The organism is Salinadaptatus halalkaliphilus, assembly GCF_006543045.1.
Classification (GTDB): domain Archaea; phylum Halobacteriota; class Halobacteria; order Halobacteriales; family Natrialbaceae; genus Salinadaptatus; species Salinadaptatus halalkaliphilus.
Map to the genome: position 1 here is coordinate 252,701 of NZ_RBZW01000058.1, position 21,510 is coordinate 274,210.

The 21,510-nt window shown below is 64.1% G+C and carries 21 protein-coding genes and 2 tRNA genes; 9 read left to right on the forward strand and 14 right to left on the reverse strand.

Annotated features, from left to right (window positions below; all coding sequences use genetic code 11):
- Positions 1–82 precede the first annotated feature (82 nt).
- The 3 genes from D8Y22_RS17725 to D8Y22_RS17735 all read left to right on the forward strand — a co-directional run bounded on the left by D8Y22_RS17725 (position 83) and on the right by D8Y22_RS17735 (position 2,215).
- Entirely contained in the window at positions 83–916 is an 834-nt protein-coding gene (locus D8Y22_RS17725) for a VOC family protein (RefSeq protein WP_141466019.1), read from the forward strand.
- A gap of 32 nt (positions 917–948) precedes the next feature.
- On the forward strand, positions 949–1,692 hold the full coding sequence (locus tag D8Y22_RS17730) for a class I SAM-dependent methyltransferase (RefSeq protein ID WP_141466020.1): 744 nt from the start codon (positions 949–951) through the stop codon (positions 1,690–1,692).
- 61 nt (positions 1,693–1,753) lie between these two features.
- Positions 1,754–2,215 carry a universal stress protein gene (locus D8Y22_RS17735; protein ID WP_141466021.1) on the forward strand — a complete coding sequence of 154 codons (462 nt, stop codon included), beginning with the start codon at positions 1,754–1,756 and terminating at the stop codon, positions 2,213–2,215.
- Here the strand turns inward: D8Y22_RS17735 and D8Y22_RS17740 are convergent.
- From D8Y22_RS17740 to D8Y22_RS17755, 4 genes are all read right to left on the reverse strand, one after another.
- Complete coding sequence (locus D8Y22_RS17740; protein WP_141466022.1) at positions 2,212–2,616, reverse strand: hypothetical protein; 405 nt, start codon at positions 2,614–2,616, stop codon at positions 2,212–2,214. The two genes, D8Y22_RS17735 and D8Y22_RS17740, sit on opposite strands and share 4 nt — an antisense overlap.
- 135 nt (positions 2,617–2,751) lie before the next feature.
- Positions 2,752–3,504, reverse strand: a complete 753-nt coding sequence (locus tag D8Y22_RS17745) for a sugar phosphate isomerase/epimerase family protein (RefSeq protein ID WP_141466023.1) — start codon at positions 3,502–3,504, stop codon at positions 2,752–2,754.
- 96 nt (positions 3,505–3,600) lie between these two features.
- Positions 3,601–3,831: an Lrp/AsnC family transcriptional regulator gene (locus D8Y22_RS17750; RefSeq protein WP_141466024.1), complete on the reverse strand. Its 231-nt coding sequence runs from the start codon at positions 3,829–3,831 to the stop codon at positions 3,601–3,603.
- Positions 3,832–3,941: 110 nt separating this feature from the next.
- Positions 3,942–5,075: an ArsA family ATPase gene (locus D8Y22_RS17755; protein ID WP_141466025.1), complete on the reverse strand. Its 1,134-nt coding sequence runs from the start codon at positions 5,073–5,075 to the stop codon at positions 3,942–3,944.
- 148 nt (positions 5,076–5,223) lie between these two features.
- On the opposite strand from D8Y22_RS17755, the gene D8Y22_RS17760 reads away from it, so the two are divergent.
- Positions 5,224–5,505, forward strand: a complete 282-nt coding sequence (locus D8Y22_RS17760; RefSeq protein WP_141466026.1) for a ubiquitin-like small modifier protein 1 — start codon at positions 5,224–5,226, stop codon at positions 5,503–5,505.
- A 53-nt stretch (positions 5,506–5,558) separates the two neighbouring features.
- Here the strand turns inward: D8Y22_RS17760 and D8Y22_RS17765 are convergent, their stop codons facing one another.
- The 3 genes from D8Y22_RS17765 to D8Y22_RS17775 form a co-directional block, all read right to left on the reverse strand.
- Positions 5,559–5,774, reverse strand: a complete 216-nt coding sequence (locus tag D8Y22_RS17765; RefSeq protein ID WP_141466027.1) for a hypothetical protein — start codon at positions 5,772–5,774, stop codon at positions 5,559–5,561.
- A gap of 711 nt (positions 5,775–6,485) precedes the next feature.
- Entirely contained in the window at positions 6,486–7,547 is a 1,062-nt protein-coding gene (locus D8Y22_RS17770) for a zinc-dependent alcohol dehydrogenase family protein (RefSeq protein ID WP_141466028.1), read from the reverse strand.
- Positions 7,548–7,673: 126 nt separating this feature from the next.
- The gene (locus D8Y22_RS17775) at positions 7,674–8,258 is read right to left on the reverse strand and encodes a GNAT family N-acetyltransferase (protein ID WP_141466029.1); all 585 of its coding nucleotides are present in this window, start codon (positions 8,256–8,258) and stop codon (positions 7,674–7,676) included.
- Between the two features lie 145 nt (positions 8,259–8,403).
- Between D8Y22_RS17775 and D8Y22_RS17780 the strand changes: the two genes are divergently transcribed.
- On the forward strand, positions 8,404–10,077 hold the full coding sequence (locus D8Y22_RS17780) for an aldehyde ferredoxin oxidoreductase C-terminal domain-containing protein (RefSeq protein ID WP_141466030.1): 1,674 nt from the start codon (positions 8,404–8,406) through the stop codon (positions 10,075–10,077).
- 255 nt (positions 10,078–10,332) lie between these two features.
- A complete protein-coding gene (locus D8Y22_RS17785) occupies positions 10,333–11,268 on the forward strand; it encodes an LLM class flavin-dependent oxidoreductase (protein WP_141466031.1) in 936 nt (311 codons plus the stop codon).
- A gap of 48 nt (positions 11,269–11,316) precedes the next feature.
- On the opposite strand, the gene D8Y22_RS17790 is transcribed toward D8Y22_RS17785, so the two are convergent.
- The 3 genes from D8Y22_RS17790 to D8Y22_RS17800 form a co-directional block, all read right to left on the reverse strand.
- Entirely contained in the window at positions 11,317–12,558 is a 1,242-nt protein-coding gene (locus tag D8Y22_RS17790) for an alkyl sulfatase dimerization domain-containing protein (RefSeq protein ID WP_141466032.1), read from the reverse strand.
- Positions 12,559–12,807: 249 nt separating this feature from the next.
- Positions 12,808–12,981 (reverse strand) — tRNA-Trp (locus D8Y22_RS17795).
- Between the two features lie 46 nt (positions 12,982–13,027).
- The gene (locus D8Y22_RS17800) at positions 13,028–13,972 is read right to left on the reverse strand and encodes a DUF5794 domain-containing protein (RefSeq protein ID WP_141466033.1); all 945 of its coding nucleotides are present in this window, start codon (positions 13,970–13,972) and stop codon (positions 13,028–13,030) included.
- Between the two features lie 439 nt (positions 13,973–14,411).
- Here D8Y22_RS17800 and D8Y22_RS17805 point away from each other — a divergent pair.
- A tRNA-Leu gene (locus tag D8Y22_RS17805) sits at positions 14,412–14,494 on the forward strand.
- A gap of 166 nt (positions 14,495–14,660) precedes the next feature.
- On the opposite strand, the gene D8Y22_RS17810 is transcribed toward D8Y22_RS17805, so the two are convergent.
- The 4 genes from D8Y22_RS17810 to D8Y22_RS17825 form a co-directional block, all read right to left on the reverse strand.
- Entirely contained in the window at positions 14,661–15,737 is a 1,077-nt protein-coding gene (locus D8Y22_RS17810; RefSeq protein WP_141466034.1) for an SDR family oxidoreductase, read from the reverse strand.
- Between the two features lie 106 nt (positions 15,738–15,843).
- Complete coding sequence (locus D8Y22_RS17815; protein ID WP_141466035.1) at positions 15,844–17,064, reverse strand: MFS transporter; 1,221 nt, start codon at positions 17,062–17,064, stop codon at positions 15,844–15,846.
- Between the two features lie 171 nt (positions 17,065–17,235).
- Entirely contained in the window at positions 17,236–18,033 is a 798-nt protein-coding gene (locus tag D8Y22_RS17820; RefSeq protein ID WP_141466036.1) for an endonuclease V, read from the reverse strand.
- A gap of 114 nt (positions 18,034–18,147) precedes the next feature.
- A complete protein-coding gene (locus tag D8Y22_RS17825) occupies positions 18,148–19,089 on the reverse strand; it encodes a rhomboid family intramembrane serine protease (protein ID WP_141466037.1) in 942 nt (313 codons plus the stop codon).
- Positions 19,090–19,288: 199 nt separating this feature from the next.
- Here D8Y22_RS17825 and D8Y22_RS17830 point away from each other — a divergent pair, with 199 nt between their 5' ends.
- On the forward strand, positions 19,289–19,729 hold the full coding sequence (locus D8Y22_RS17830; RefSeq protein ID WP_141466038.1) for a DUF5788 family protein: 441 nt from the start codon (positions 19,289–19,291) through the stop codon (positions 19,727–19,729).
- Positions 19,729–21,480 carry a DNA polymerase/3'-5' exonuclease PolX gene (gene polX / locus D8Y22_RS17835; protein WP_141466039.1) on the forward strand — a complete coding sequence of 584 codons (1,752 nt, stop codon included), beginning with the start codon at positions 19,729–19,731 and terminating at the stop codon, positions 21,478–21,480. The genes D8Y22_RS17830 and polX overlap by 1 nt, the downstream gene beginning before the upstream one ends.
- The last annotated feature ends 30 nt before the right edge of the window (positions 21,481–21,510 follow it).

The following is a 21,510-nucleotide window of genomic DNA, read 5'->3' on the forward strand; positions in this document are numbered from 1 at the left end:
GCAGCTCCACGAGTCGGCCGATTCGGTCGACGGGCTCGACGACGACCGATACTATATGAGCCGCCGGTCCGCACACCTTGGTATGTCGTTCCGTATCGATCACGTGCCGTTCGCATTCGACGACCTCGAGACGATTAGCGACGAGTTCGAGCGTCTCGGACTCACGCCGGAGTACGGCGGCGTCCACGGTAACGGCGTCACCCATATGTCCGTCCTGGGGTTCGAGGATCAGTCGTACGTCGAACTCATCGCGAGGCGTACGGACGGCGATCACGGTTACTGGCCCGACCACATCCGCGAGAACGCCGGCCCGGCCGCGTGGTGCGTTCGCGTTCCGGACGTCCGCGCGGAGTGCAAACGACTGCTCGAGCGCGGCGTTGTGATCCGCGGCCCGGTTCCCGGCTCCCGCAAGCGCGAGGACGGAACGCTCGTCGAGTGGGACCGCGCCGAGTTCGGCACCGAAGACCAGCGACTGCTCTTTCCCTTCGCGATCACCGATCGGACGCCGCTGTCCTACCGCGTCGATCCGAGCCCGAGCGTGAGTGACGAGCCGCTGACGGGCGTCGGACAGGTCGTCGTCGCCGTCGACGACCTCGAGGCGGCCGTCGATACCTTCCGTCGCTGTTACGACATCCCGACGCCCGTTCGCGAGACCGTCCCCGGCTTCGGGACCGTCGCATCGATCCCTGGCCAGCCCCTCGCGTTCGCCACGCCCACCGACGACGGCTGGCTGGCCGACCGCCTCGAGCAGTTCCCCGACGGCCCGTGTTCGTGTCTGCTCGCGACCGAGGACCTCGAGCGCGCACGCGAACAGTATCCACTCGAAGCGCCCACGGCGTGGCCGGACGGTCGGATCGCGCTGTTCGAGTCGGAACTGCTCGGGCACCGACTCGGCGTCGTCGAACGGCCCCGCTAACGCGTCGATCCTCTAATATCCCACTCACCACTATGAAAGAGCACGTCCGAGCGAATTTCGAGGCGAGCGCGACAGCCTACGACGAATACGAAGCCCGCACCGGACGGTTCGAGGACTTGGCCGACAAACTGGCGGCCGCGATGGACAAGCGCCACGACCGGCCCCTCGAGACGGTGCTCGACGCCGGATCGGGAACCGGTGCGAGCGTGGGACCGCTCGAGCAGCGAGGAGCGCGCGTTGTCGCGCTCGACATCAGTCGAGCGATGCTTACCGAGAATCCGGCGTCGGGTCGCGTCCAGGCCGACTTCGACCATCTACCGTTTGCCCCGGCCTCGTTCGATGCCGTGGCGTTTACCGCGTCACTGTTTCTGACGCCGACGCCGGAGCGAGCCGTCGCCGAGGCCGCTCGCGTGATTCGGACCGGCGGAACGGTCGGCGCGGTCGCCCCGCTGGGATGGAGCAGGCCCGACGGAACCGACGTCTTCGACGGTCTCGAGCGAAGATCCAGGTCCCCATCTGCCACCGACGAGGTCGAAGCGGCGCTTGGCGATGCGTTCGATCTCAGGACCGGAATCTGGACGTTCGATACAACACCCCGAAATCTACGGCTGTTTCACGCGGTTCCCGCGATGGCGGCCCGGCTCTATCCGCGGCTGGACGCACAAACCCGTATCGAGAACGCGACTGCGCTCCTCGCCGACATCGAAGGGCTGCTCTCCCAACGGTGGCGATGGATGGTCGGCGTCCGAACCGAAGACGCGGATACCAACCGATAACGCGAGTGTGTGTCCGGCGGGGATGCCCCGTCTTTATGCGGGTTCGTGACGTGGCGCCGGTATGTACGACCGAATCCTCGTCCCGACGGACGGCAGCACCCACGCGGACGCGGCAGCCGACAGGGCACTCGAGCTCGCGAGCGACCTCGAAGCCGACGTTTACGCCCTCTGTGTCATCGAATCCGGTCCGCTGGGATCGATCGGCCTCCCCGGCGATACCGCCAGCGCCGAGGAGGTATTTACCGAGCGTGCGACCGAGTACGTCGATCGAATCGCGGATCGCGGTCGCGAGCACGATGTCGCGGTGACGACCGACCTGCGAGACGGCGTCCCCGTCCGGGAGATCCTCGGCTATGCGGACGAGATCGACGCCGACGTCATCGTCATGGGGACGCGAGGCCGCGGCGGGATCAGTCGGATGATGTTAGGCAGCGTCACCGACGGCGTGTCGCGCCACAGCGACCTGGACGTGCTCGTGGTTGGACGCGACGAGACCGCCGGCTCGAGCGAGTCCTCGGATTAGGTCGGGGGATCGGCGAGTGCGTGCGATCGCCGCCCGAGCCCCCAACCAAGCAACGCGAGGCCGACGAAAATCCCAAGCGCCTGCAGCAGGTGTGCCTCCGGCACGACCTCCGGTGAGAAACCCCACGCCTCGAGCCCGAGGCTGAGCAACAGCGAGACGAGAAAGAGCCCCAGGCCGACATCCGCAGACCGCATGCTCGGAATGGCTGCCGGCGACGAGAAGAGCCGGCCGAGCAGATAGAAACAGAGGGTGTAGGGTACCCAGCCGGCGACGAGATAGCGGACGGCACGCGAGGGCGTACCCGCCTCGATGGTTCGTGGCACGAGACCGAGATAGACCACCGCGAGCGCGAGCAACGTCACAGCCAGCAGGACGTACCCGCTCACCGTCCGAGAATCCATAGTAACCACGGCGACCACGAAAGTAATCAATTTACCGATAGTATGGTGCGACACCGCCTCGAGAATCTCGATCGCCAGCCACTCGAGTCGACTCGAACCGACGGTTAGGCGCGGCCTGCGGGAAAGCCCTTGGCATCAGGAATCGCCGTCGAGGACGGTTCGGATGCGCTCTGCAGTGTCACGCAACAAGGCGATATCGTCGGTGAACACCTCGATCGCGACGGTGCCGTCGAATCCGGCGAGGTGACTCTCGAGAACGCCGTAGTCGATTTCGCCGGCGCCGATCGGAATGTGCGTGTCACCGCGGCTCCGCGCGTCGTGGACGTGCAGGTGCGAGATCAGCTCTCCGTACTGCGAGCAAAAGCTGTCGATACCGTCGTTGCCCCGTTCCATGTAGGCGTGTCCGACGTCGAAACAGATCGCCGTCCCCGCGTCGCTCGCGAGCTCGCCCAGTACCGAGAGCGGAAACCCCCGTTTCTGGTGGCCGACGTTCTCGACGACCAGTTCGATCCCGTTATCGGCGGCGGCTTCGTCGAGTGCCTCGAGCTGCTCGACGAATAGCGGCCGCAACGCCGTATCGTGTGGGTTCCGGGCCGTTCCGTGGAGAACCGCCTTCCGAGCGTCGATGTCACCCGCCCACTCGAGGAGGCGGGCGAGATAGGTACAGATCGCGTCGTTGATCTCCGGAACCGACGTGACGACGTCTTGCTTGAATGGGAGATGGACACAGCAGTCGGCGTCGGCGTCCGCGAGAATCGCCTCGAGCCGCTCGGTGTCGATATCACCCGGATCGGTCGTCTCGCCGATCGAAAACTCCGCCAGGTCGAAACCGTCGACGGTCTCTGCCGTGCGCTCGAGCGAGTCGCCGACCGTGAGCCCTATGTCCATACGGATGCTTGGACCGCGGTCGTGATAATGGCGGCGTCCGGCGACCGACTGGTGCGGTTTTCGCCACCACTGGAGGGACTGTCCGCCCCGAGACAGTCAATCGTCGACAGTCGGCCGCTGGCGAGTTTCGTCGATAACCGTCACGACGCCACCGGTACACTGGCGAATGCGCCCCTGGCGCTGGAGAACGTGACAGCGACGTTCGACCGTCGCCGGATGCCGGTCGACGATGCCGGCTAGTTCGGGAATCGTGATCGGGCCGACCTCCTGAAGCATCTCGAGCATCGCATCAGTACCGCTCTGGTCACCGGACACACCGTCTGACATTGCCTCGAGCAGGCGTTCACTCGAACGACGTATCAACGGCGTTTTTCGTTCCCAGCTACTGAGAATGGGGTCGACCGAGCGTCGATAACGTGTCACTTACTGATGATCGGTCACCGAAGACAGGCCGCGACGACCTCGAGCATGCCCTCGCCGCGAACTTCGTCGGCGAACAGCGGCACGCGTCGGACCTCGTTGTGACGGAATAGCTCCTGGGCTTCCCGTAGGGCCGACTGCTGGACATCCCAGCGGCGCTGGCAGAACTCGCAGTCGTCGAGGTTCGGCTCGAGGAACGTACCCTCGACGTCGTCGGTGACATCCGAGAGCGGTTCCATAACGCGGTTGACGACGACGGTGCCGACCGGAATCTCGAACTCCCGGAGCTGCTGGCGGAGTCGTTTGGACTCGAAGACGCTCATCTCCTCGGGGATCAGGACGATCCGGAAGTCGGTTCGCGCGGGATCACGGAGGGCCCTGCGCAATCGCTCGATCCGGTCGCGAAGTTCCTCGAGATCCTCGAGATCGCCGGCCTCGGGCTCGGGGGGTTCCTCGCCGCCGAACATCCCTTTCATGTTTTCGAACATGCCGCCGATACGCTGGCGGAACTGGAGGATCCGTCCCGTCATCGTGTCCATGATTTCGGGCAACTGGAGCAACCGAAGCGTGTGGCCCGTCGGGGCGGTATCGACGACGACGCGATCGAACCGCGGATCGTCGAGATACTCGAGTAGGAGTTGCATCGCTGCGGCCTCGTCAGCGCCGGGCATCGAACCGCCGAAGATGGCGTCCATCGGATTCTCTTCGCCGAGCATCTCACCCAGGCCACCGAGTCCCCCGGGTGCGCCACCGTCGCCGCCAACGAGGGCTGCCTGCCCACTCTCGATAGCCACCTCGGGATCGATCTCGACTGCGTACAGCGGTATCTCGTCTCGGATCTGGGCGGGCTCGGCGGGGATGTCGGTCTCGAACGTATCCGACAGCGAGTGGGCCGGATCCGTCGAGACGACGAGCGTTCGGGTCCCGCCGCGAGCGCTATCCAGCGCCGTCGCCGCTGCCATCGTGGTCTTGCCGACCCCACCCTTGCCGCCGTAGAGGACGTATTCGGGCCCCTCGAGTGGCTCCTCTGACGGCGACACGGCGATCGTCTCGCGCTCGTCGTCGACGGAGTCGGTCGGTGTCACCTCGATCGTGTTGTCGCTTGCCGTCTTCTCACCCTCGTCGGCCGGCTCGACGTCGAGTCCGCTCATAGGTACCCTTCCCAGTCCCCACACGAGTATTCGTCGGTCCCTCGAGCGCGGGTCTTTGAGGACGACCGCGACGTGATCGACCTGGTCGCGATCGTCGCCGGCCGAGTAAACCGTCGGCTACAAGAGCGATTCCGTCGAACAGGGTGGCATGAACGTCGAGTGTGCGTTCTTCGGGCCGTTCCGGGATGCCGTCGGTCGAAAGACGATTCACCACGAGACCGACGCCGAAACCGTCGGCGAACTACTCCGCGAACTCGAGGACGCCTATCCGGCCCTCGAGGGGGAACTGCTCGACGAAGACGAGACGGGGCTAGTCGGCGATACGGTCGTCACCGCGGACGAACGAAACGTTACTCACATCGACGGGCTCGAGACGGAGATAGACGCAGCGACCGTCGTTCGACTGGTTCCGTCTGTGTACGGCGGTTGAGAACGCTCAGCGCGTATACCCGGTCGTCCGTCGCCCCCTGTGGGGGCGGCTGGTCAGGCGAACTTCGGGCGTTCTTTGGTGAGGGACACCCCCCCGGAGACCGTCTCCTCGTCGTGGTCGTCGTCGTAGCTGTACTGTCCGGTTGCGCCACAGAGCGTACACTCGTAGCTTTCCGTAATCTCGTTGATCATCTCACCGTCCTCGAAGTAGATGCGGCTCTGGGTGATCTGCAGGAACTGAGGGGTTTCGCAGTTAGTGCAGGTGATCATATCCGATGGGTGAGGGGCCATGGGTTGTAGTTATCTGGCTTGTAACCGAAAGTGGGCGGCCTCTACGGCGGTATTACTGACGTTTCGGCAACTATCCCGGTGAGAGCAATCGGCCATCGTGCGACAGTGGCATATGTGACGTTGTGACGAGCGTACAGCGGGTGGCTGTCTAGAGTAATCACTAGCTACCGACACGCAGCTATCGTTGGGCACCGATTTCTGACCGAGCCTCGAGTCCGCCGACGCCCGCGTGCCGACACGACGGATTCGGTAGCCCGGACCTACGATCTCGAGTGAGTGCCCCGAACGGACGCAGTTGACAGCGTAGTCCAGCTCTGCGTACGCTGTGGAGTGGTTACGGCCGATCATTTGCCTGCATAACAAAGGGCGAGGGTGAAATCGATCCGTCTGCGGGGTGTGACCCCGTGTCGGGTGCGTGTTCGGCCCCAGGCAATATCGTGCCAACCGGTCGATTTCGTGCGGTCGTACCCGGATCGCTCGACGTGGACTCGCCCCCACTCGAGTTAGCTCATGTCTCTCACGCTGGGACGGGCTCCCGCCCCCGTCCTGGATTCGTACCCACCCGACTGCTATCGCCGATACCGCTGAGACCCCGATACTGATACTGTCGGACAGCGGTCGCTGAAGAGCGTTCGCCGGACAGGGGACTAGTTCTAACCGGCATACGACGGGGTCGACTCCCGGCCGGCGTTAGAACTCGGTAATGACGGGAATGCCGACCGTCTCGTAGTCGTCCATCGAGGCCAGCGTGTTCGGTGCCGCCTCGAGCGACAGCGTCTCGCCGATGATCTTGTCGGGCTCGAGGGTGCCCTGGGCAATCAGGTCGAACAGTTCCTGATAGCGCACTAGGGGCATGCCGAAGGAGCCGTGGAAGTCGATTTCCTGCATCGTCATCACGTCGACCGGCAGGTCGATCTGGCCCTGCTCCTCGCCGGTCGTCAGTCCGACCTGGACGTGGCTGCCACGGGTCCCGAGACTGTTAATGGAATTTTGACATGTTTCGGCAATGCCAAGCGCATCGATGGAAACGTCGGCGCCGCCGCCGGTGAGCGCTTTGACCTCCTGTCCGACGTTGTCCGCCTCGGAGACGTTGACCGTCTCGCGAGCGCCGAGTTCGACCGCTCGCTCGAGTTTGTCCTCGAGGACATCGACGGCGACCGGATGGGCACCCAGGGCGTTCGCGATGTGGATCGCCGAGAGTCCCACGCCGCCACAGCCGTGGACGGCGACCCAGTCGCCCGGCCGGAGGTTCGCACGGTCTGCTAGCGCGTGATAGGCCGTCATGAACCGACAGCCCAGGCCGGCCATCTCGGCGAAGCCGACATCGTCCGGCAGTTTGACGCAGTTGAAGTCGGCTTCCCGAACCGGGAAGGCCTCGGCGAACGCACCGGGGGCGACACTCGAGAGCCCGAGCGGAACGACCGTCTCGCAGTTGTTCGCCCGCCCCTCCTGACAGTGTGAACAGGTGCCGTCGCCGAGGTGAAACGGCACCGCGACGCGGTCGCCTTCCTCGAGCGTTTCGACATCCTCGCCGACCGCAGAAACGATGCCTGCAGGTTCGTGGCCGAGGATTTGGCCCTCCGGAACTGATGCCCCGATCCAGCTCCAGTCGCCCTGCCAGGCGTGCCAGTCGCTGCGACAGATACCACAGGCCTCGGTCTCGACGATGACCTGATCGGGCTGTGGCTCCGGATACTCGACGTCTTTGACGGCTAGCGGTTCCCCATGTTCCTCGACGACAGCTGCTCGCATCGGTCACGAATTTTGATCCAACACACAAAAGTGTAGGAGAAATAAACAACTAGGAACGATGAGGTCGTTTTCGGACGATCGTGTCCCGATCGCGCGGGCCGGCGCTGCTCGAGGATATCGCGAGTTTTACCGACCCGTATCGTACTTGTAGGTGGCCGAATCGGAGTCGATTCCGAAATCCTCAGCGGATTCCGCCGTCGATACCTCGTCTCGGCCATCGGGTGCGCGCTTGAACGCCTCTCGCCGACGGTCGGGCATCTCGAAGGAAGCGACGTCGATCGCGTACGGCACCGCCTCGGGATCGACACCCTCGCGCTTGTCCGTCAGCCGACCCTGAAGTTGGGGCGGCAGGCGCGACTTGTCGATGCGATCGAAGCCAAACTGGGCGAGGTAGGCCCCGTTGCCGGTCAGGGCATAGACAGTGTCGAACCCCTCGTCACCGGCGTACTCGACGAGCCGTTCGACGACGTGAGCACCGATACCCTGCTCGCGCCACTCCTCAAGAACGCCGATGCTCGTCAGCTCGCAGACATCGTCGTCCTCCTCGCCTCTGTGGACGCGGATGCGGCCGAACCCGCCTTTCTCACCGGAGTGCTCGTCGACGGCGACGACGTAATCGCGCGAGCGAAACGCCGTCTCGTCCAAACCCATCGCCTCGATGTGATCGAGCAGCCAAACCTCCTCTCTGTTTTTCGCGTCCCGCACGTACATGATTCGACGTAGGGTCGCTGTGGCCAAAAGGATTTGCGGGCGACACCGATTGCCGTCCGGAGATCGTCCTCGTTCCGAGAACGGCATGTGGTACGCGACACATACACAAAGCTAAGGGGTGTCACGTGTAACGGCGTAGACGACTATGCTCCACGCTGTCGGACCGATGCTCACCGTCGACGTCGGTGAGCGCACGGCAACCGAAACCGCAATCGACGACCTGCTCGAGCGCGAGGTCGGCGGACGAGCCGTCGCAACCGCACTGGCTCACGACCGCATTCCGTTCGACGCCGACCCGTTCGGGCCCGAGAACAGAGCCTATCTCTCGACGGGACCGCTCCAGCAGTCCCAGATGTCCTTTACCGGACGGATGAACATGACTGGACTCTCGCCGCTAACCGACGGACTGGTCTCTGCCAACGCCGGGGGCTATCTTTCGCGAAACTTCGCCGGGGCCGGCATCAGCGTCCTCGAGGTCGTCGGCGAGAGCGACGAACTGCTCGCGGTCCACGTCAGCGACGAGGGCGTTTCCTTCGAAACGGTCCCCGAACTCGAGGAGGCGACGGTACCGGAAACCTCGGCGTATATGACCGAGCACCACGATCTCGGCCCCGAACACTGCATCGCGATCGGACCGGCCGGCGAGAACCTGGTTCGGTTCGCCTCGGTGATGACCTTCGACTCACGAGCGTTCGGCCGCGGCGGATTGGGCGCCGTCCTCGGCTCGAAAAACGTCAAGTGCGTCACCTTCGAGGGCGATGCCACACCGGCTGTCGAGGTCGAGATACCGGACCCGCCGGAGTCGGAGATCCACCGGGAGGCAGCGACGTCGGACGACCGGATGCGGAGCCAGGGCACCGCCGGCGGCACGGAGTTCATCAACGAGGCGTTCTCCCTGCCGACGCGGTACTTCCGAGACTACGAGTTCGAAAGCGTCGCCGACATCGGCGGTAACGCCGTCGAAGAGAAGAAGTACAAAAAAGGCGCCTGTTCGGCGTGTGCCTACGCCTGCAAACTCCCCACCCGGGACGAGGAAACCGGCCTCGAGACCGAAGGACCGGAGTTCGAGACGATTTACTCCTTCGGCGCAATGCAGGGTGTCGACGACATCGTCGACGTAATGCACGGCAACGAACGCTGTGACACGCTGGGGATGGACACCATCTCGGCCGGCGTCACCGTCGCGGCCTACCTCGACAGCGTCGACGAGTTCGGCAACGCCGAGTTAGCCCAGGAGATCACCGAGAAAATCGCCTACCGAGACGGCGTCGGCGACACGCTCGCGGAAGGCGTCGACCGTTGTCACGACGAACTCGGCGTCCCGAACTACACGGTCAAGGGCATGGAGTTCGCCGCCCACGACGGCCGAACGCTCCACGGCCAGGGACTGTCCTACGCCGTCGCGAACCGCGGCGCCGACCACCTCTACGCGAGCATGCTGAGCCTCGAGTACAGCGGCGAACTCGATCCCCAGGGCACCCTCGGCAAAGCCGACACCCTCGTCGAGCAGGAAAACCACAACACCTTCCTCGACACCGGGATCGTCTGTGTCTTCGGCAGCGACTACGCCACCGACGAGCGCCTCGAGACGCTGTTCGACGCCGACATCGACGAGCTGCTGGCGATCGGCGGCCGGACGGTCGAGCGCGAACGTCACTTCAACAACCAGCGCGGCTTCGACCGCGAGGACGACACGCTCCCCTACGAGATTCCCGATCTCGAGGACGCTATCGACGAGTACTACGACGCCCGCGCGTGGAACGCCGACGGAACCGTTCCGGACGCCGCACTCGAGTCGGTCGCTCCTGCCGACGACTGATACGGATTCCTGTACCGATGTCCCGCCCAGCCGCCGCCCGGGTCGCGGCTGGGCCGGAACTGACGGACAGCAAACCGTATGAGACGGATCGGTGTCCGTCATCACCGGTTTGATCCCAGGACCGTCCGTTTCGCGGATCGACCTGCCGTGTATCGGCCCGCCGGTGTATCGAATCTCCGTCCGAGATATCGAGCCGTAGCGGCGTCGACGCCAAGCTAACGTTTATCACGATTCGCGAACTGTACTGGACGTACTATGGGCGATGTCGCTATCGGTGTCGGACTGGGGAACTTTCGGGACGGAGAGCCCGAACCGGCGGCCCTGTTCCGATACGTCGAGCGAGCCGACGAACTGGGCATCGATTCGATCTGGATGCCCGATCACGCGATTTCACAGCGTCCGGCACTAGATCCGACCGTGCTCATGTCCGTCATCGCCGCCCGAACCCAGGACATCAAGATGGGGCCGAGCGTCATGACGCTACCAGCGCGAAATCCGGTCACGGTTGCCAACACCTACGCGAATCTGGACCACCTCACGGGCGGCCGCGGCCGAGTTATCGTGGGCGTCGGGCTGGGAGCCGATCCCCGTCTCTGTGAGGTAATGGGTGTTTCAGCCGACCAGCGAGCCGACCGACTCCGGGAGGCGATCGAAATCATGCGGCGACTCTGGACCGAGGACGACGTCGACTACGACGGCGACCACCACCAACTCGAGGGCGTAACCGTCACCCCAAAGCCCGCCCAGGGACCGCTCGATATCTGGCTCGGCGGGAACAGCAACGCGGCCCTCCGGCGGGTCGCGAGATACGGCGATGGCTGGTTCCCGGCGCTGCTGTCTCCCGAAGCGTTCGACGCGAAACTCGAGCGATTGATGAGCTACTGCGACGATGTCGGCCGAACGGTCGAACGCGACGAGGCCGGCGTGATCTTGCTCTCGCACGTCGACGAGGATCCAAAGCGCGCTCGAACGATCCGTGACCGCTACTTCGACCGTCACGCGTTCGAGCTGTCGCTCGAGTCGTTCGAGACGTGTTCGGCATTCGGCACCCCGGCAGACTGCGTCGAGACGATCCAGCGATATGTCGACGCCGGCTGCACCAAATTCGTCCTGTCGCCGGTCGGTCCGTTCGAGGACCGCGTCGAGCAACTCGAGCGCTACAGCCGCGACGTGATCCCGGCGTTTTCCTGATCGGATCGCGTCGGTGTGCGTGGGTGTCGGATCGCACACGGCGTTGGACTACCGGAAGGGACGCCCCGCGTCGGCATACGCCGCTGCAGATCGGTACAGATTCGCCGCCATGAGGCTGTCCTCGCGCTCTGCACGCGCGTCGTACAGGTCGGCTGCGCGCTCCTGGATGCGTTCGTCCTCCGGGGCTACCTCGACGGCGTAATCTACCAAGTGTGTGGCCACCCGGTGCTGATCGTCGGCCCACAACGATTCCGCACGGTCGATCAGTTCCGTCGGCCCGCCGGCCAACGCCGCCATCTCTTTGGCCACGTCCTGCCGTGGCGCCGGTTTCAACTCGGACGGGCGCCCCGTCCACCATCCACCGTATAATCTGAGCAGATTCCGGACAATGAATTCGCTCTCGTCATAGATTTCGTCGAGCCACGGCGACTCCGTGTCAGGCGGGTCGACGGCGTGTGCGATGTCGACGTGGGGCGGCGAGCCGTTGTTGAGCGCCTCGAGCGTCTGTTCGACGATCGACTCGAGGTATGCGGCCGTCTCCTCGAGTCGAGTCCGGATCCCCGCCGGGTCGTCGACGACCGCACTGCCGTGACCCGGACAGAGGTGTCGCGGCTCGAGGGCGGCGATCTCCCGAAGTGCTGTCGCCCACGCCTCGGGATAGCGCTGGACTTTCTGCGGATTGCCGGCATTCGGTGCCATCGAGATGAAGAAGTCGCCAGTACAGACGACGTCGCGGTCGGGACAGTAAACCCAGCTATGATCGTCCGTCTCGCCGCGTCCGTGGTGGATCTCGAACGCCGTGTCGCCCACCTCGATGGTGAGTTCGTCGTCATAAAGTACGGTTGGCGTCAGGTCGGGCGTCCGAAAGTTCGACTCCTCCTCGTACCAGTCGTCCGCCGCCGACACTGCTCCGCCGAACTGTCGTGCATTGAGCGCGTCGTTGTGTTCGGCCGTTCGTTCGTATCGTGCCCAGCGCTTGGGCATCGCTTCGTGTGCGATTATTCGCGGCGACTCCTGCTCGTCCGTAAGAAAGTGTCGTAACCCGTGGACGTGGTCGGCGTGGCCGTGCGTGAAGACGGCCGTGTGAACCGGTTCGTCGGTGAATTCGCGAAGCGCGTCGTTTAGCTTCGGTCCGAGTTCGTCCAATCCAGCGTCGATCAATACGAGGCCCTCGGCAGTCTCGAACACAGTAACGGCACTGAACTGTGAGATGTAATACGTCTCGTCGGTGACCTCGAGTGGCTCGTCGACCCAGCCGATGTCACGGTAATCTGTCGCATCATCCGCCATACTGCTGTGGATTCGAACGGGAGAGAAAAAATTTGCTATGGGGTAACAGAACACAATGTAACAACAACGCAGTGGTGTATTATCGATACCTCTCCCAGTCACCTCGCCGAGAGGGCCCGCTGCGGTCGTCACCGAAGATACGACCGAGCCGTTCGCTGACGTGGGTACCACAGATTTGCTTGTTGACCACACCCTACGAGAAGTGCGTCGAAAATCCGAGAGCAACCGCTCCCCGTTTTTTATTCCGAATGGGGTCGGAGGGATTTGAACCCCCGATCGACTGATATCTCCGGTGCGCCTCGGAACTCCAGAGGGTCATCACACGGACACTGATCAGGTGTCCGATCAGTATATCAGCTGGAGTGTCGTCCCGGGCGCGTAGCCTCTGGAGTCAGTCGCCATCCCTGACTTGGCCACGACCCCGCGAGAAGCAGTTGGGGCATCCTGCCTAAAGTGGTTTCGATTCGGGTTACAGCCACGGGGCGCGTTCGTCGGCGTCGGGCGTCTCCTCGCTGCGGGCGGATGGCCCGTCCTCGAGGTCGGGCTCCTCTTCGGGACGGGAGGCAACCCAGCCGCCGAAGATGCTCTGTTCTGCGTCGCCACGGTCGGTGAGCGAGCCGAGTTCACGGATGCTGAAGGACGCGTCGTCTGGGCTTACCTCGGCTGCGTCGTCTTCGCTCGAGTCCCGCCCGAGGGGGATGTCGACCGCAAAGATTGCGGCGACGACGAGTGCTGCGAGCGGGGCCTGTCCGAAGGCCATCCCCAACAGGGAAAGAGGGAGCAAGCCGAGCGCGACGGCGCTACCGAACCGGAAGCGGTCGATGTCCATGTATTGGCGGAGGTAGGGGCCACCAAGCGCGATTCCGAGAGCGAACCCGACACCGATCGACGCGGCGAGTACGGCGTTGGCAACGAGCGCGGGATCGTCCATGAGCGTGAACGACGCGCCGTTGAGGTCGATACTCGCGACGAGTCCGAGTGCGATAATGAGCGCCGGACTCGGAAGATACTCGCCGATGGTCGCGCTCGCGGTCTTGGCCGCGATGGCGAGGATGACCAGCGCCGCAAAGCGGGTGATGATGGTGTCGTCGAGGACGCTGCCGATCGCAGGCGCGAGGGCGGCCTGGACGGCAGCCAACAAGATTAGCGGGATCCCGACGAGCAGGACGATCGCGGCCTGTTCGCGTGGCGTGCCGGTCATCTCCGCGAGGATGACGGCGACGGTCGCGCTGCCGCCGAAGATCAGCAAACCGATCTGGACGGCACCGAGCGGATCGTCGAGTGCGCCCGCAAGGATCAACGCCGGGAAGACCCCGTCGATCAACGGCAGCATCATCACTAGCGCGAGTAATCGTGCGTCACCCCCCACGAGGTTCTCGAGGCGGAGTGCGACCGGATGTTGGGACGTACTCATCGCTCAGGGGCGATGGCCATGACCCGGGGCCGATGGGTACTGGGGCGGATGATGCCGTCTGGCGTGGCAAGCGGCGTCAGTTGCCATCCAGCTCGCCCGAGTGCGGCCTCGTGCTGTGAGTTTTGTATTAAATTTCCCGAATGTAAAATTGGAGGCGGCGTCGTCGCTCGTCTGGCCACCGATTCGGGATGCGCTGGAACTCACAGCGTACATACACCAGAGGACGAGAGGGGAATCAATAAACGTTGTGTGAGAACTCGTTTCACGACCAGTCGGCATCTCGACACGAGTGTGCAAATCTGCGCATTGATGCGTAGACTTCTACCGGGCCGTTGTGGGGACGGGTTGGAATGGGGCTAACCGATACCGTAGGTGGTATATATATTCGCCAGCAAGATAGCGTACGGGTCACTCGCCCGTAGATAAAGACGACGTGCGTGCGAGGGTAGCCAAGCGGTCAACGGCGGCGGACTCAAGATCCGCTCTCGTAGGAGTTCGTGGGTTCGATCCCCTCCCCTCGCATTGCAGTTCGGCACGATACGTGTCGAACGTGATGCGGAAGATCCTGCGGCAGTGATCTTCCCTCGCAACATTCTTCGCGACGATACCGAACAGCCACGTCGCACGGCATCCGAGAACCTCTCGAGCGTGAGAGGGGCCGTGATTGACTGCTGTAGAGCGGTCCGTCTCAGACGAGTCGCCGAACGAATCCGTAGGCGATATCGCGCAGGCGGTCGGGGAGAAAGCGAGCGTAGACGCCGAACTGGGCGAGCGGGCCGACCGGATACCGGGCCGGCGGTTCGGGTGTAGTGGCGGACTCGAGGATAGCCGTCGCAACGTCTTCGGGGGTCGAGGCGAACGGACCGCCTTGTCCGCCGCCGAGCAGTTGCATGTCGTCGACGACTTCGTACAGCGTCTCGTAGGCCGGCGTTCGATCCGACTCGGGTAGCTCTTCCTGGACGCGGTCGGTAAAGTTGCTCTCTACCGGTCCGGGTTCGATCACGACCACGTCGATACCGAACTCGTCGACTTCGGCCCGCAGTGAGTCACTCATCGCCTCGAGAGCGTGTTTCGAACCCGAGTAGGCGCCCATGGCGGGCAGTGCGATGCGGCCGGCGACCGTCGAGACGTTGACGATGCAGCCGTCGCCCTGGGCGCGCATGTGCGGCAGTGCCGCGTGAATGAGCCGATGCGGACCGTAGACGTTGACATCGAACTGTCGGTGAAGGTCCGCCGTCGAGATGTCCTCTATCGGCCCCATTTGGGCGTAACCGGCGTTGTTGACCAGACAGTCGATCGCACCGCCGATCTCGACGGTCTCCTCGACGGCTCGTGCGACCTGGTCGGGATCGGTGACGTCGAGCGCGAGCGTCTCGCAGCCTGCTTCGGCGAGATCGGCGATGTCGTCGGGATTGCGCGCCGTAGCGACGACGAGCCAGTCGTTCTCGAGGAACAACTCGGCGGTCGCTCGGCCGATCCCGGACGAACAGCCGGTGATGAGCACTGTTTGTTTGCGCGTGTAGCGATCGTCTTCGCTCGTTGTCGTTTCGTGCTGTCGGCTGTCGCGTGTGGTCGTCCGGTCCTGCTCGTCTGTCGGGGATCGTGTCGCTTCATCCGGTGGGTGGCGATCGGTGTCGTCCGGCGTTGATTGCCGATCGTCCCCGCTCGTGGTCGTCTGGCGGTCGCTACCGGGCGCTGTATCATCCTCGACGGGGGTATCGTCGGGCCCGTCGTCGGGGTCATCGACGTCCTCGGCGGTGGCCATGTGCGTCCCGTACGTGTGACGATACCTAAGTATCGACGGTTTGTCTCGCTGATCGGACCGTCACCGATAGACGAACGATTTGCAGCGTACAGTAGTGTGGGGAGCCTCAGCCGGCCGTCGAACTGACGTAGAAGTAGACGGCGAAACAGCTGCCGCCGCCGATCGTCGCGATGCCGACGAACAGGATCAGCAGTTGGTAGCCGACGACCGTGCTTTCGAAGAAGCGTTCGGCGGTGAACGTAAATCCGATCGGGCCGATCGTCTGGCCGAAGCGGAGCATACTGGTCCGGACGCCCATCACACCGGCGCGAAGCTCCGCCGAGACGAGCGCGATGATCGTCCGGTCGATCGCCGGAAGTGTGAGCCCGAATCCGACCCCGAAGACGAGCAGGCCGGCACCGATCACGACTGGATGCGGGGCGAGCCAGACCACGAGTAACCCGAGGCCGAAGGCGACAAAGCCAAGCGAGATAAGTTTCGGCGCCGCCAGCCACGTCGAGAAGCGGCCATACAGCGACGAGGTCGTCGCGTTGGCCAGCGACACCATCGGCAGGATCAGCCCGATCTGGGCGACCGTCAACCCGAACTCGTCGCTCAGCAGGAGCGGCAACGCGGTGATCACCGCGCCGAAGTGGATGAAAAACACGAAAAACATCGCTGCGAAGAGCGCGAGCGCCTGTGGCAATCGGACGACGGCGGTGATCCGACCCACGTAGTTTCGAAACTGGGTCTCTGTCGGCGTCGTCGACTCTAGCAGGACCGTTCCGGCGACGCCGACGAGAATAGAGACGCTGAAAAACAGAAATGGGACGCTCCAGCGGACGATCGCCAGTACACCGCCTATCAGTGGGAAAAACGCGGCGCCGATCCCGATCATACTCGCGTTGATGCCGATCAACGCATCCTGTCTCGGTCCCTCGTAGAGGTCGCCGATCAGCGTGACCGAGAGCATGACGAGGGCGGTCGCCCCGATACCCTGCAGAAATCGCAGCCCCAGCGCGACGCCGAAGTGCGTCGTAAATGCGATGCCCGCACCCGCAACGCCGTACGTGACGAGCAAGGGGACGAGGACCCGCTTGCGACCGAGTCGGTCGGCCGCGTAGCCGATAAACGGCGTGATGATAATACCGGGTGCCGAGTACACCGTAATCAGGAGGCCAACCTGTGCATCTGAGACGTCGAAGACCGGTCGAAGCTCCGGGAGCAGCGGGCTGATGAGCGAGACACCCATGACGCCGATCAGCGAACTCGAGAGGATGATATACAGCGGCCCAGATTGCCAGGGGATCTGTGAGAGAACGCCGGTCTCGTCCGGATCGTCGGCCATGTCCGAATCGAATAGAGCAAACAGGCCAGCGATCTTAGAAATGTGGTTTCCGGAAAGGTTCGGTCGGCTGTCTACGGTTGCGGCCGTCGGTCGACCGGGACCGCCTCGAGCCCTCGGAGACCGTGACGGCTCCGTTGGGGTGTCTGTCGAGCGCTCGCTCGATACGAGCGATCATTCGAGCGGTTCCTTCGCGTCCGTGGCGTACTGATCGGCGAGGCGGACCGGTTCAGGAAGCTTGTACGAGGTCGCCAACTCGAGGACGATATCGGCGGCCGTCCCGGGTCCGACGCGATGGCCTGGGCTGACGTACAGCGGGTTGATCGATCGGTTGGGCGAGTCGTACTGGCGCGTCTGGACGGCGTAACCGAGCAGCGTCCCGTCGGGCGCGTCAACGCGGGCGTTCGCTTCGATCGGAACGCGAGTTCCGACCGCGCGGTTCTCGAGGCCGCCCTGGGGTTCCCCGCAGAGCAGACTCTTCGCGACGCCGATACTGGGGACGTCGAGGACGACGCCGACGTGAGTCGCGATGCCGGCCTGTCGAAAGTGGATCCGGCCGCTGCCGTCGAACACCAGGAGATCGGGGTCGACGGACAGTTCCGCGAGCGCTGCCAGAATCGGCCCGCCTTCGCGGAAGGCGAGCAACCCGGGAATGTAGGGGATCTCGAGCGAGGTCACCGCGTGGGCGCGCTCTATAACCACGCCGCCGCGCATGGCGACGACGGCGCTCAGGGCACGATCCTGCTCGCCGGCGTCGTTCGTGAGGAAAGATTGATCGACGCCGACGACGATCGGTGGTTCGGTCGCGCTCGAGCCGGCGGTCGTCGCCTCGAGCGGGTTCGACAGGTGCGCGGGATCGAACGCAAACTGGTCCTCGAAGACGGCAGCATCGGCAATCTCGTGCTGGAGGGATTCCATCTCCTCGCGCGAAAGCGAGCCGTCAGGCTCGAGGTCGGGACGCGGTGTGGGCATCGATATGTGAAACGTGAAGACGACCACCGATCAGTCGTGCGGTTGTGTGCTGGCCCGAGGCCGGTGGGAGTCGGGATCAGGAACGACTCGAGCGGTCCGAAACCGATGGAGGATCTAGAACCGACGACGGCCGCCGGGGCCACCGGGACCGCCCGGCCCACCCGGGCCGCCGGGGCCGCCGCCGAGTTGGAACTGGCTCGGACCGGTGACGTTCTGGGTCCGTTTAACGTACTCGCCGTATCCCAGGCCGATGAGCAGGCCGACGAGGTGGGCCATGTGCGCGACGTTGCCGCCACCGCCGGTCCCGATGAAGAAGACACTGATGAGCGCCGTCCCGGCGGTCAACAGCCAGATCGGTACGGGGAGGATGAAGTAGAGGTAGACCTTGAGGCCGGGGTTCAGGACCGTGATGACGCCCATGATCGCGAGGGCCGCGCCGCTGGCCCCGAGAACGCCCGCTGTCGGTCCGGGCTGGATAGCCTGAATAGCGATCTGGCTCAGCCCGGCCAGCGCACCGCTTGCGACGAACAGGATCGCGAACTTCTTCGAGCCGACGTAGCGCTCGACGAGGGGGCCGAAGAAGAAGATCACGATGCTGTTGAACACGATGTGCATGATACCGGGGAACGGCTGGTGGGCAAAGACCGAGGAGACCCACGTCCAGACGTACTCCGGATTGTCCGGGTGGAGCGTAAACAGAGCGTTGTGCAGTTGTGGCCCGCCGACGAGGATGACGATCAGCTGCAGCAGGTACGTCAACCACATCAACGCGAGGAACGTGTAGGTCATGTTCCCGCGGAAGTACGCTAACGGGCCGCCGGGACCGGTGTCGATCGGCAATTTATCGGTGAAACTCGAGGACGCCGACGCGCTCGAGCCGCGCTGGACGCTGTCGTCGAAGCCGCTGTCGAAGACGCCGCTGGGATCGTTCCAGTCCTGGAGCCCGACGCAGTCGTGGTTCTCCGGGAGCCGATGGTCGGCACAGTAGGTCCCCCCGCAGTGCCGACAGTTGTACGGCATGTTTTCGTCTTTCCCACACACGTCGCAGGTGGCCATCGACCGGGGGTATGTGTGGCACCGCTAAGGGATTTGGGGTTCGCGTCGCTATCTGACCGGCTTCGGGTGTCCGCCTATCATAATCTAACTCACACATCATATTTTGGCTAAGAGTTACGCTCGAGATTGCACACCAGTCGAGACGGGCGGCGGTACCACTGCACGAAGACTTTTTTGCGCTATCGACGGATATCCACCCGTGCAAGAGTACGAGCGCAAACAGTTGCTCGAGCGCGTCGAACGCGAGGGCGCGACCGTCGGCGCGGACATCCCGGAGACGATCACGGTCCAGGGCGAGACGATCGAGCTCCAAACGTTCGTCTTCGAGATCAAGCGCCGTGAGACGGTGCCGTCGGGCGAGCGCGACCGCGTCGAGCAGGCCAAACGCAACCTCCGGCGCGAGCGTACCGAACGCCTCGAACAAATCGAGGCGGGCGATATCTCCCGTGAGGAAGGCGAGGAACTCGCCCAGAGCGTCATCGGGATCGACCGCGCGTTGAACGCCCTCGAGAGCCTCGGCCCGACCGACTTAGAGCGCGAACAGCAGGCCAAGCAAGCCGCCGACACGAAACGGTGGATGTCGTTCCTGAAGAAAGCACTCGGTCAGAACGACGACCAGCGTGCGCGGAGGGGTCGTTGATGGTAACCAACGCCGAGATCGCCGGTCGATTCGAGGAGTTCGCGGATCTGCTCGAGGCCGACGACATCGAGTACAAGCCCCGCGCGTATCGCCGCGCCGCGGAGAACATCCAAGCCCATCCGGTGCCGATCGGCGACCGCGTCGCCGACGGTGACGAGGGTGTTCTCGAGGAGATCGATGGCGTCGGCGACGCTATCTCCTCGAAGATCGTCGAATACGTCGAGACCGGTGAGATCGAGGAACTGGAGGAACTGCGTGCGGAACTCCCAATCGACATCGCCGACATCACCCGCATCGAGGGCGTCGGCCCCAAGACCGCCGGCAAACTGTATCGCGAACTCGGGATCGAGACGCTGGACGATCTCGAGGCGGCAGCAGAAGCGAACGAGATTCAGAAAGTGAAGGGGTTCGGCCCGAAGACGGAACAGAACATCCGCGAGAACATCGAGTTCGCTCGCGAAGTCGGCCAGCGCTACCTGCTTGGCGAGGGTCGACCACTCGCGGACGACGTACTGGCCTTTCTCGAGGATCTCGAGGCCGTCCAGCGCTGTGAGGTCGCGGGCTCGATCCGGCGCTGGCGGGAGACGATCGGCGACGTGGACGTCCTCGTCGGCACCGAGGCGAACGAGGCGGTGATCGACTCGTTCGTAAACTGGGACTCCGTCGACGACGAGATCGAGTCCGGGCCGGAGAAGGCGAGCGTCCGCGTCGGCGAGATTCGGGTCGATCTCCGCGTCGTGGTCCCCGAGGAGTTCGGGGCCGCGCTACAGTACTTTACGGGGAGCAAGGACCACAACGTCACCCTACGCAACTACGCGATCGACCGCGGGATGAAGCTAAACGAGTACGGCGCCTTCGACATCAGCGAGCTTGCGGACGCCGAGGAGGGCCAGCGCGTCGGCGACCGCGTGGCGGGCGAGACCGAAGACGGGATGTACGAGGCGCTCGGGCTCCCGTGGATTCCGCCGGAGCTCCGGGAGGATCGCGGCGAGATCGAGGCCGCGGAGACCGGCGAGTTGCCCGACCTGCTCACCCGCGACGATATCCGCGGCGATCTCCACACCCACACCGAGTGGTCCGACGGCAACACGTCGATCGAGGCGATGGTCGAGGCCGCCACGGAGCGTGGGTACGACTACTACGGCGTCGCCGACCACGCCGAGGGGCCCGGCATCGTCGGTAACATGGGCCTCACCGACACCGAGATCCTCGAGCAGGTCGAGGCGATCCGCGAGGTCGACGCCGCGTACGACATCGCGGTCTTCGCCGGAATCGAAGCGAACGTCGACGCGAACGGCGAGATCGGGCTCTCGGCGGACGTGATCGACGCCCTCGACATCGTCGTCGCCTCGCCCCACAGCGCGCTCGATCAGGACGCCGAGGCCGCCACCGAACGGCTCGTCCACGCGATCGAAAACCCAGCAGTCGACGTGCTCGGCCATCCCAGCGGCCGGATGTTGAACGAGCGTTCCGGCCTCGAGTTCGACGCGACCGCACTCGGTCGGTCGGCCGCCGAACACGAGACTGCCCTCGAAATAAACGCCAATCCACGGCGGCTCGACCTCTGGGGCAGCGCCGTCCAGGCCGCCGTCGCGGAGGGTGCACCGATCGCCGTCAACACCGACGCCCACCAGCCCTCGACGCTCGAGTTCGTGCGCTGGGGCGTCCACACGGCGCGTCGTGGTTGGGCGGAACCCGCCGACGTGATCAATACGTGGGAACTCGAGGAGCTTCGGGCGTTCCTGCACTGAACGGCGACGGGGTCTGGGTTCGTCAGTGAG

Bases quoted from the DNA above. Each gene is read 5' to 3' on its own strand.
- D8Y22_RS17760 (WP_141466026.1), top strand. From the start codon at position 5,224: ATGAACGTCGAGTGTGCGTTCTTCGGGCCGTTCCGGGATGCCGTCGGT.
- polX (WP_141466039.1), top strand. From the start codon at position 19,729: ATGGTAACCAACGCCGAGATCGCCGGTCGATTCGAGGAGTTCGCGGAT.
- D8Y22_RS17730 (WP_141466020.1), top strand. From the start codon at position 949: ATGAAAGAGCACGTCCGAGCGAATTTCGAGGCGAGCGCGACAGCCTAC.
- D8Y22_RS17740 (WP_141466022.1), bottom strand. From the start codon at position 2,616: ATGGATTCTCGGACGGTGAGCGGGTACGTCCTGCTGGCTGTGACGTTG.
- D8Y22_RS17800 (WP_141466033.1), bottom strand. From the start codon at position 13,972: ATGAGTACGTCCCAACATCCGGTCGCACTCCGCCTCGAGAACCTCGTG.
- D8Y22_RS17815 (WP_141466035.1), bottom strand. From the start codon at position 17,064: ATGGCCGACGATCCGGACGAGACCGGCGTTCTCTCACAGATCCCCTGG.
- D8Y22_RS17810 (WP_141466034.1), bottom strand. From the start codon at position 15,737: ATGGCCACCGCCGAGGACGTCGATGACCCCGACGACGGGCCCGACGAT.
- D8Y22_RS17755 (WP_141466025.1), bottom strand. From the start codon at position 5,075: ATGAGCGGACTCGACGTCGAGCCGGCCGACGAGGGTGAGAAGACGGCA.
- D8Y22_RS17750 (WP_141466024.1), bottom strand. From the start codon at position 3,831: ATGTCAGACGGTGTGTCCGGTGACCAGAGCGGTACTGATGCGATGCTC.
- D8Y22_RS17765 (WP_141466027.1), bottom strand. From the start codon at position 5,774: ATGATCACCTGCACTAACTGCGAAACCCCTCAGTTCCTGCAGATCACC.
- D8Y22_RS17785 (WP_141466031.1), top strand. From the start codon at position 10,333: ATGGGCGATGTCGCTATCGGTGTCGGACTGGGGAACTTTCGGGACGGA.
- D8Y22_RS17745 (WP_141466023.1), bottom strand. From the start codon at position 3,504: ATGGACATAGGGCTCACGGTCGGCGACTCGCTCGAGCGCACGGCAGAG.
- D8Y22_RS17780 (WP_141466030.1), top strand. From the start codon at position 8,404: ATGCTCCACGCTGTCGGACCGATGCTCACCGTCGACGTCGGTGAGCGC.
- D8Y22_RS17770 (WP_141466028.1), bottom strand. From the start codon at position 7,547: ATGCGAGCAGCTGTCGTCGAGGAACATGGGGAACCGCTAGCCGTCAAA.
- D8Y22_RS17735 (WP_141466021.1), top strand. From the start codon at position 1,754: ATGTACGACCGAATCCTCGTCCCGACGGACGGCAGCACCCACGCGGAC.
- D8Y22_RS17820 (WP_141466036.1), bottom strand. From the start codon at position 18,033: ATGCCCACACCGCGTCCCGACCTCGAGCCTGACGGCTCGCTTTCGCGC.
- D8Y22_RS17775 (WP_141466029.1), bottom strand. From the start codon at position 8,258: ATGTACGTGCGGGACGCGAAAAACAGAGAGGAGGTTTGGCTGCTCGAT.
- D8Y22_RS17825 (WP_141466037.1), bottom strand. From the start codon at position 19,089: ATGGCCACCTGCGACGTGTGTGGGAAAGACGAAAACATGCCGTACAAC.
- D8Y22_RS17725 (WP_141466019.1), top strand. From the start codon at position 83: ATGTCGTTCCGTATCGATCACGTGCCGTTCGCATTCGACGACCTCGAG.
- D8Y22_RS17790 (WP_141466032.1), bottom strand. From the start codon at position 12,558: ATGGCGGATGATGCGACAGATTACCGTGACATCGGCTGGGTCGACGAG.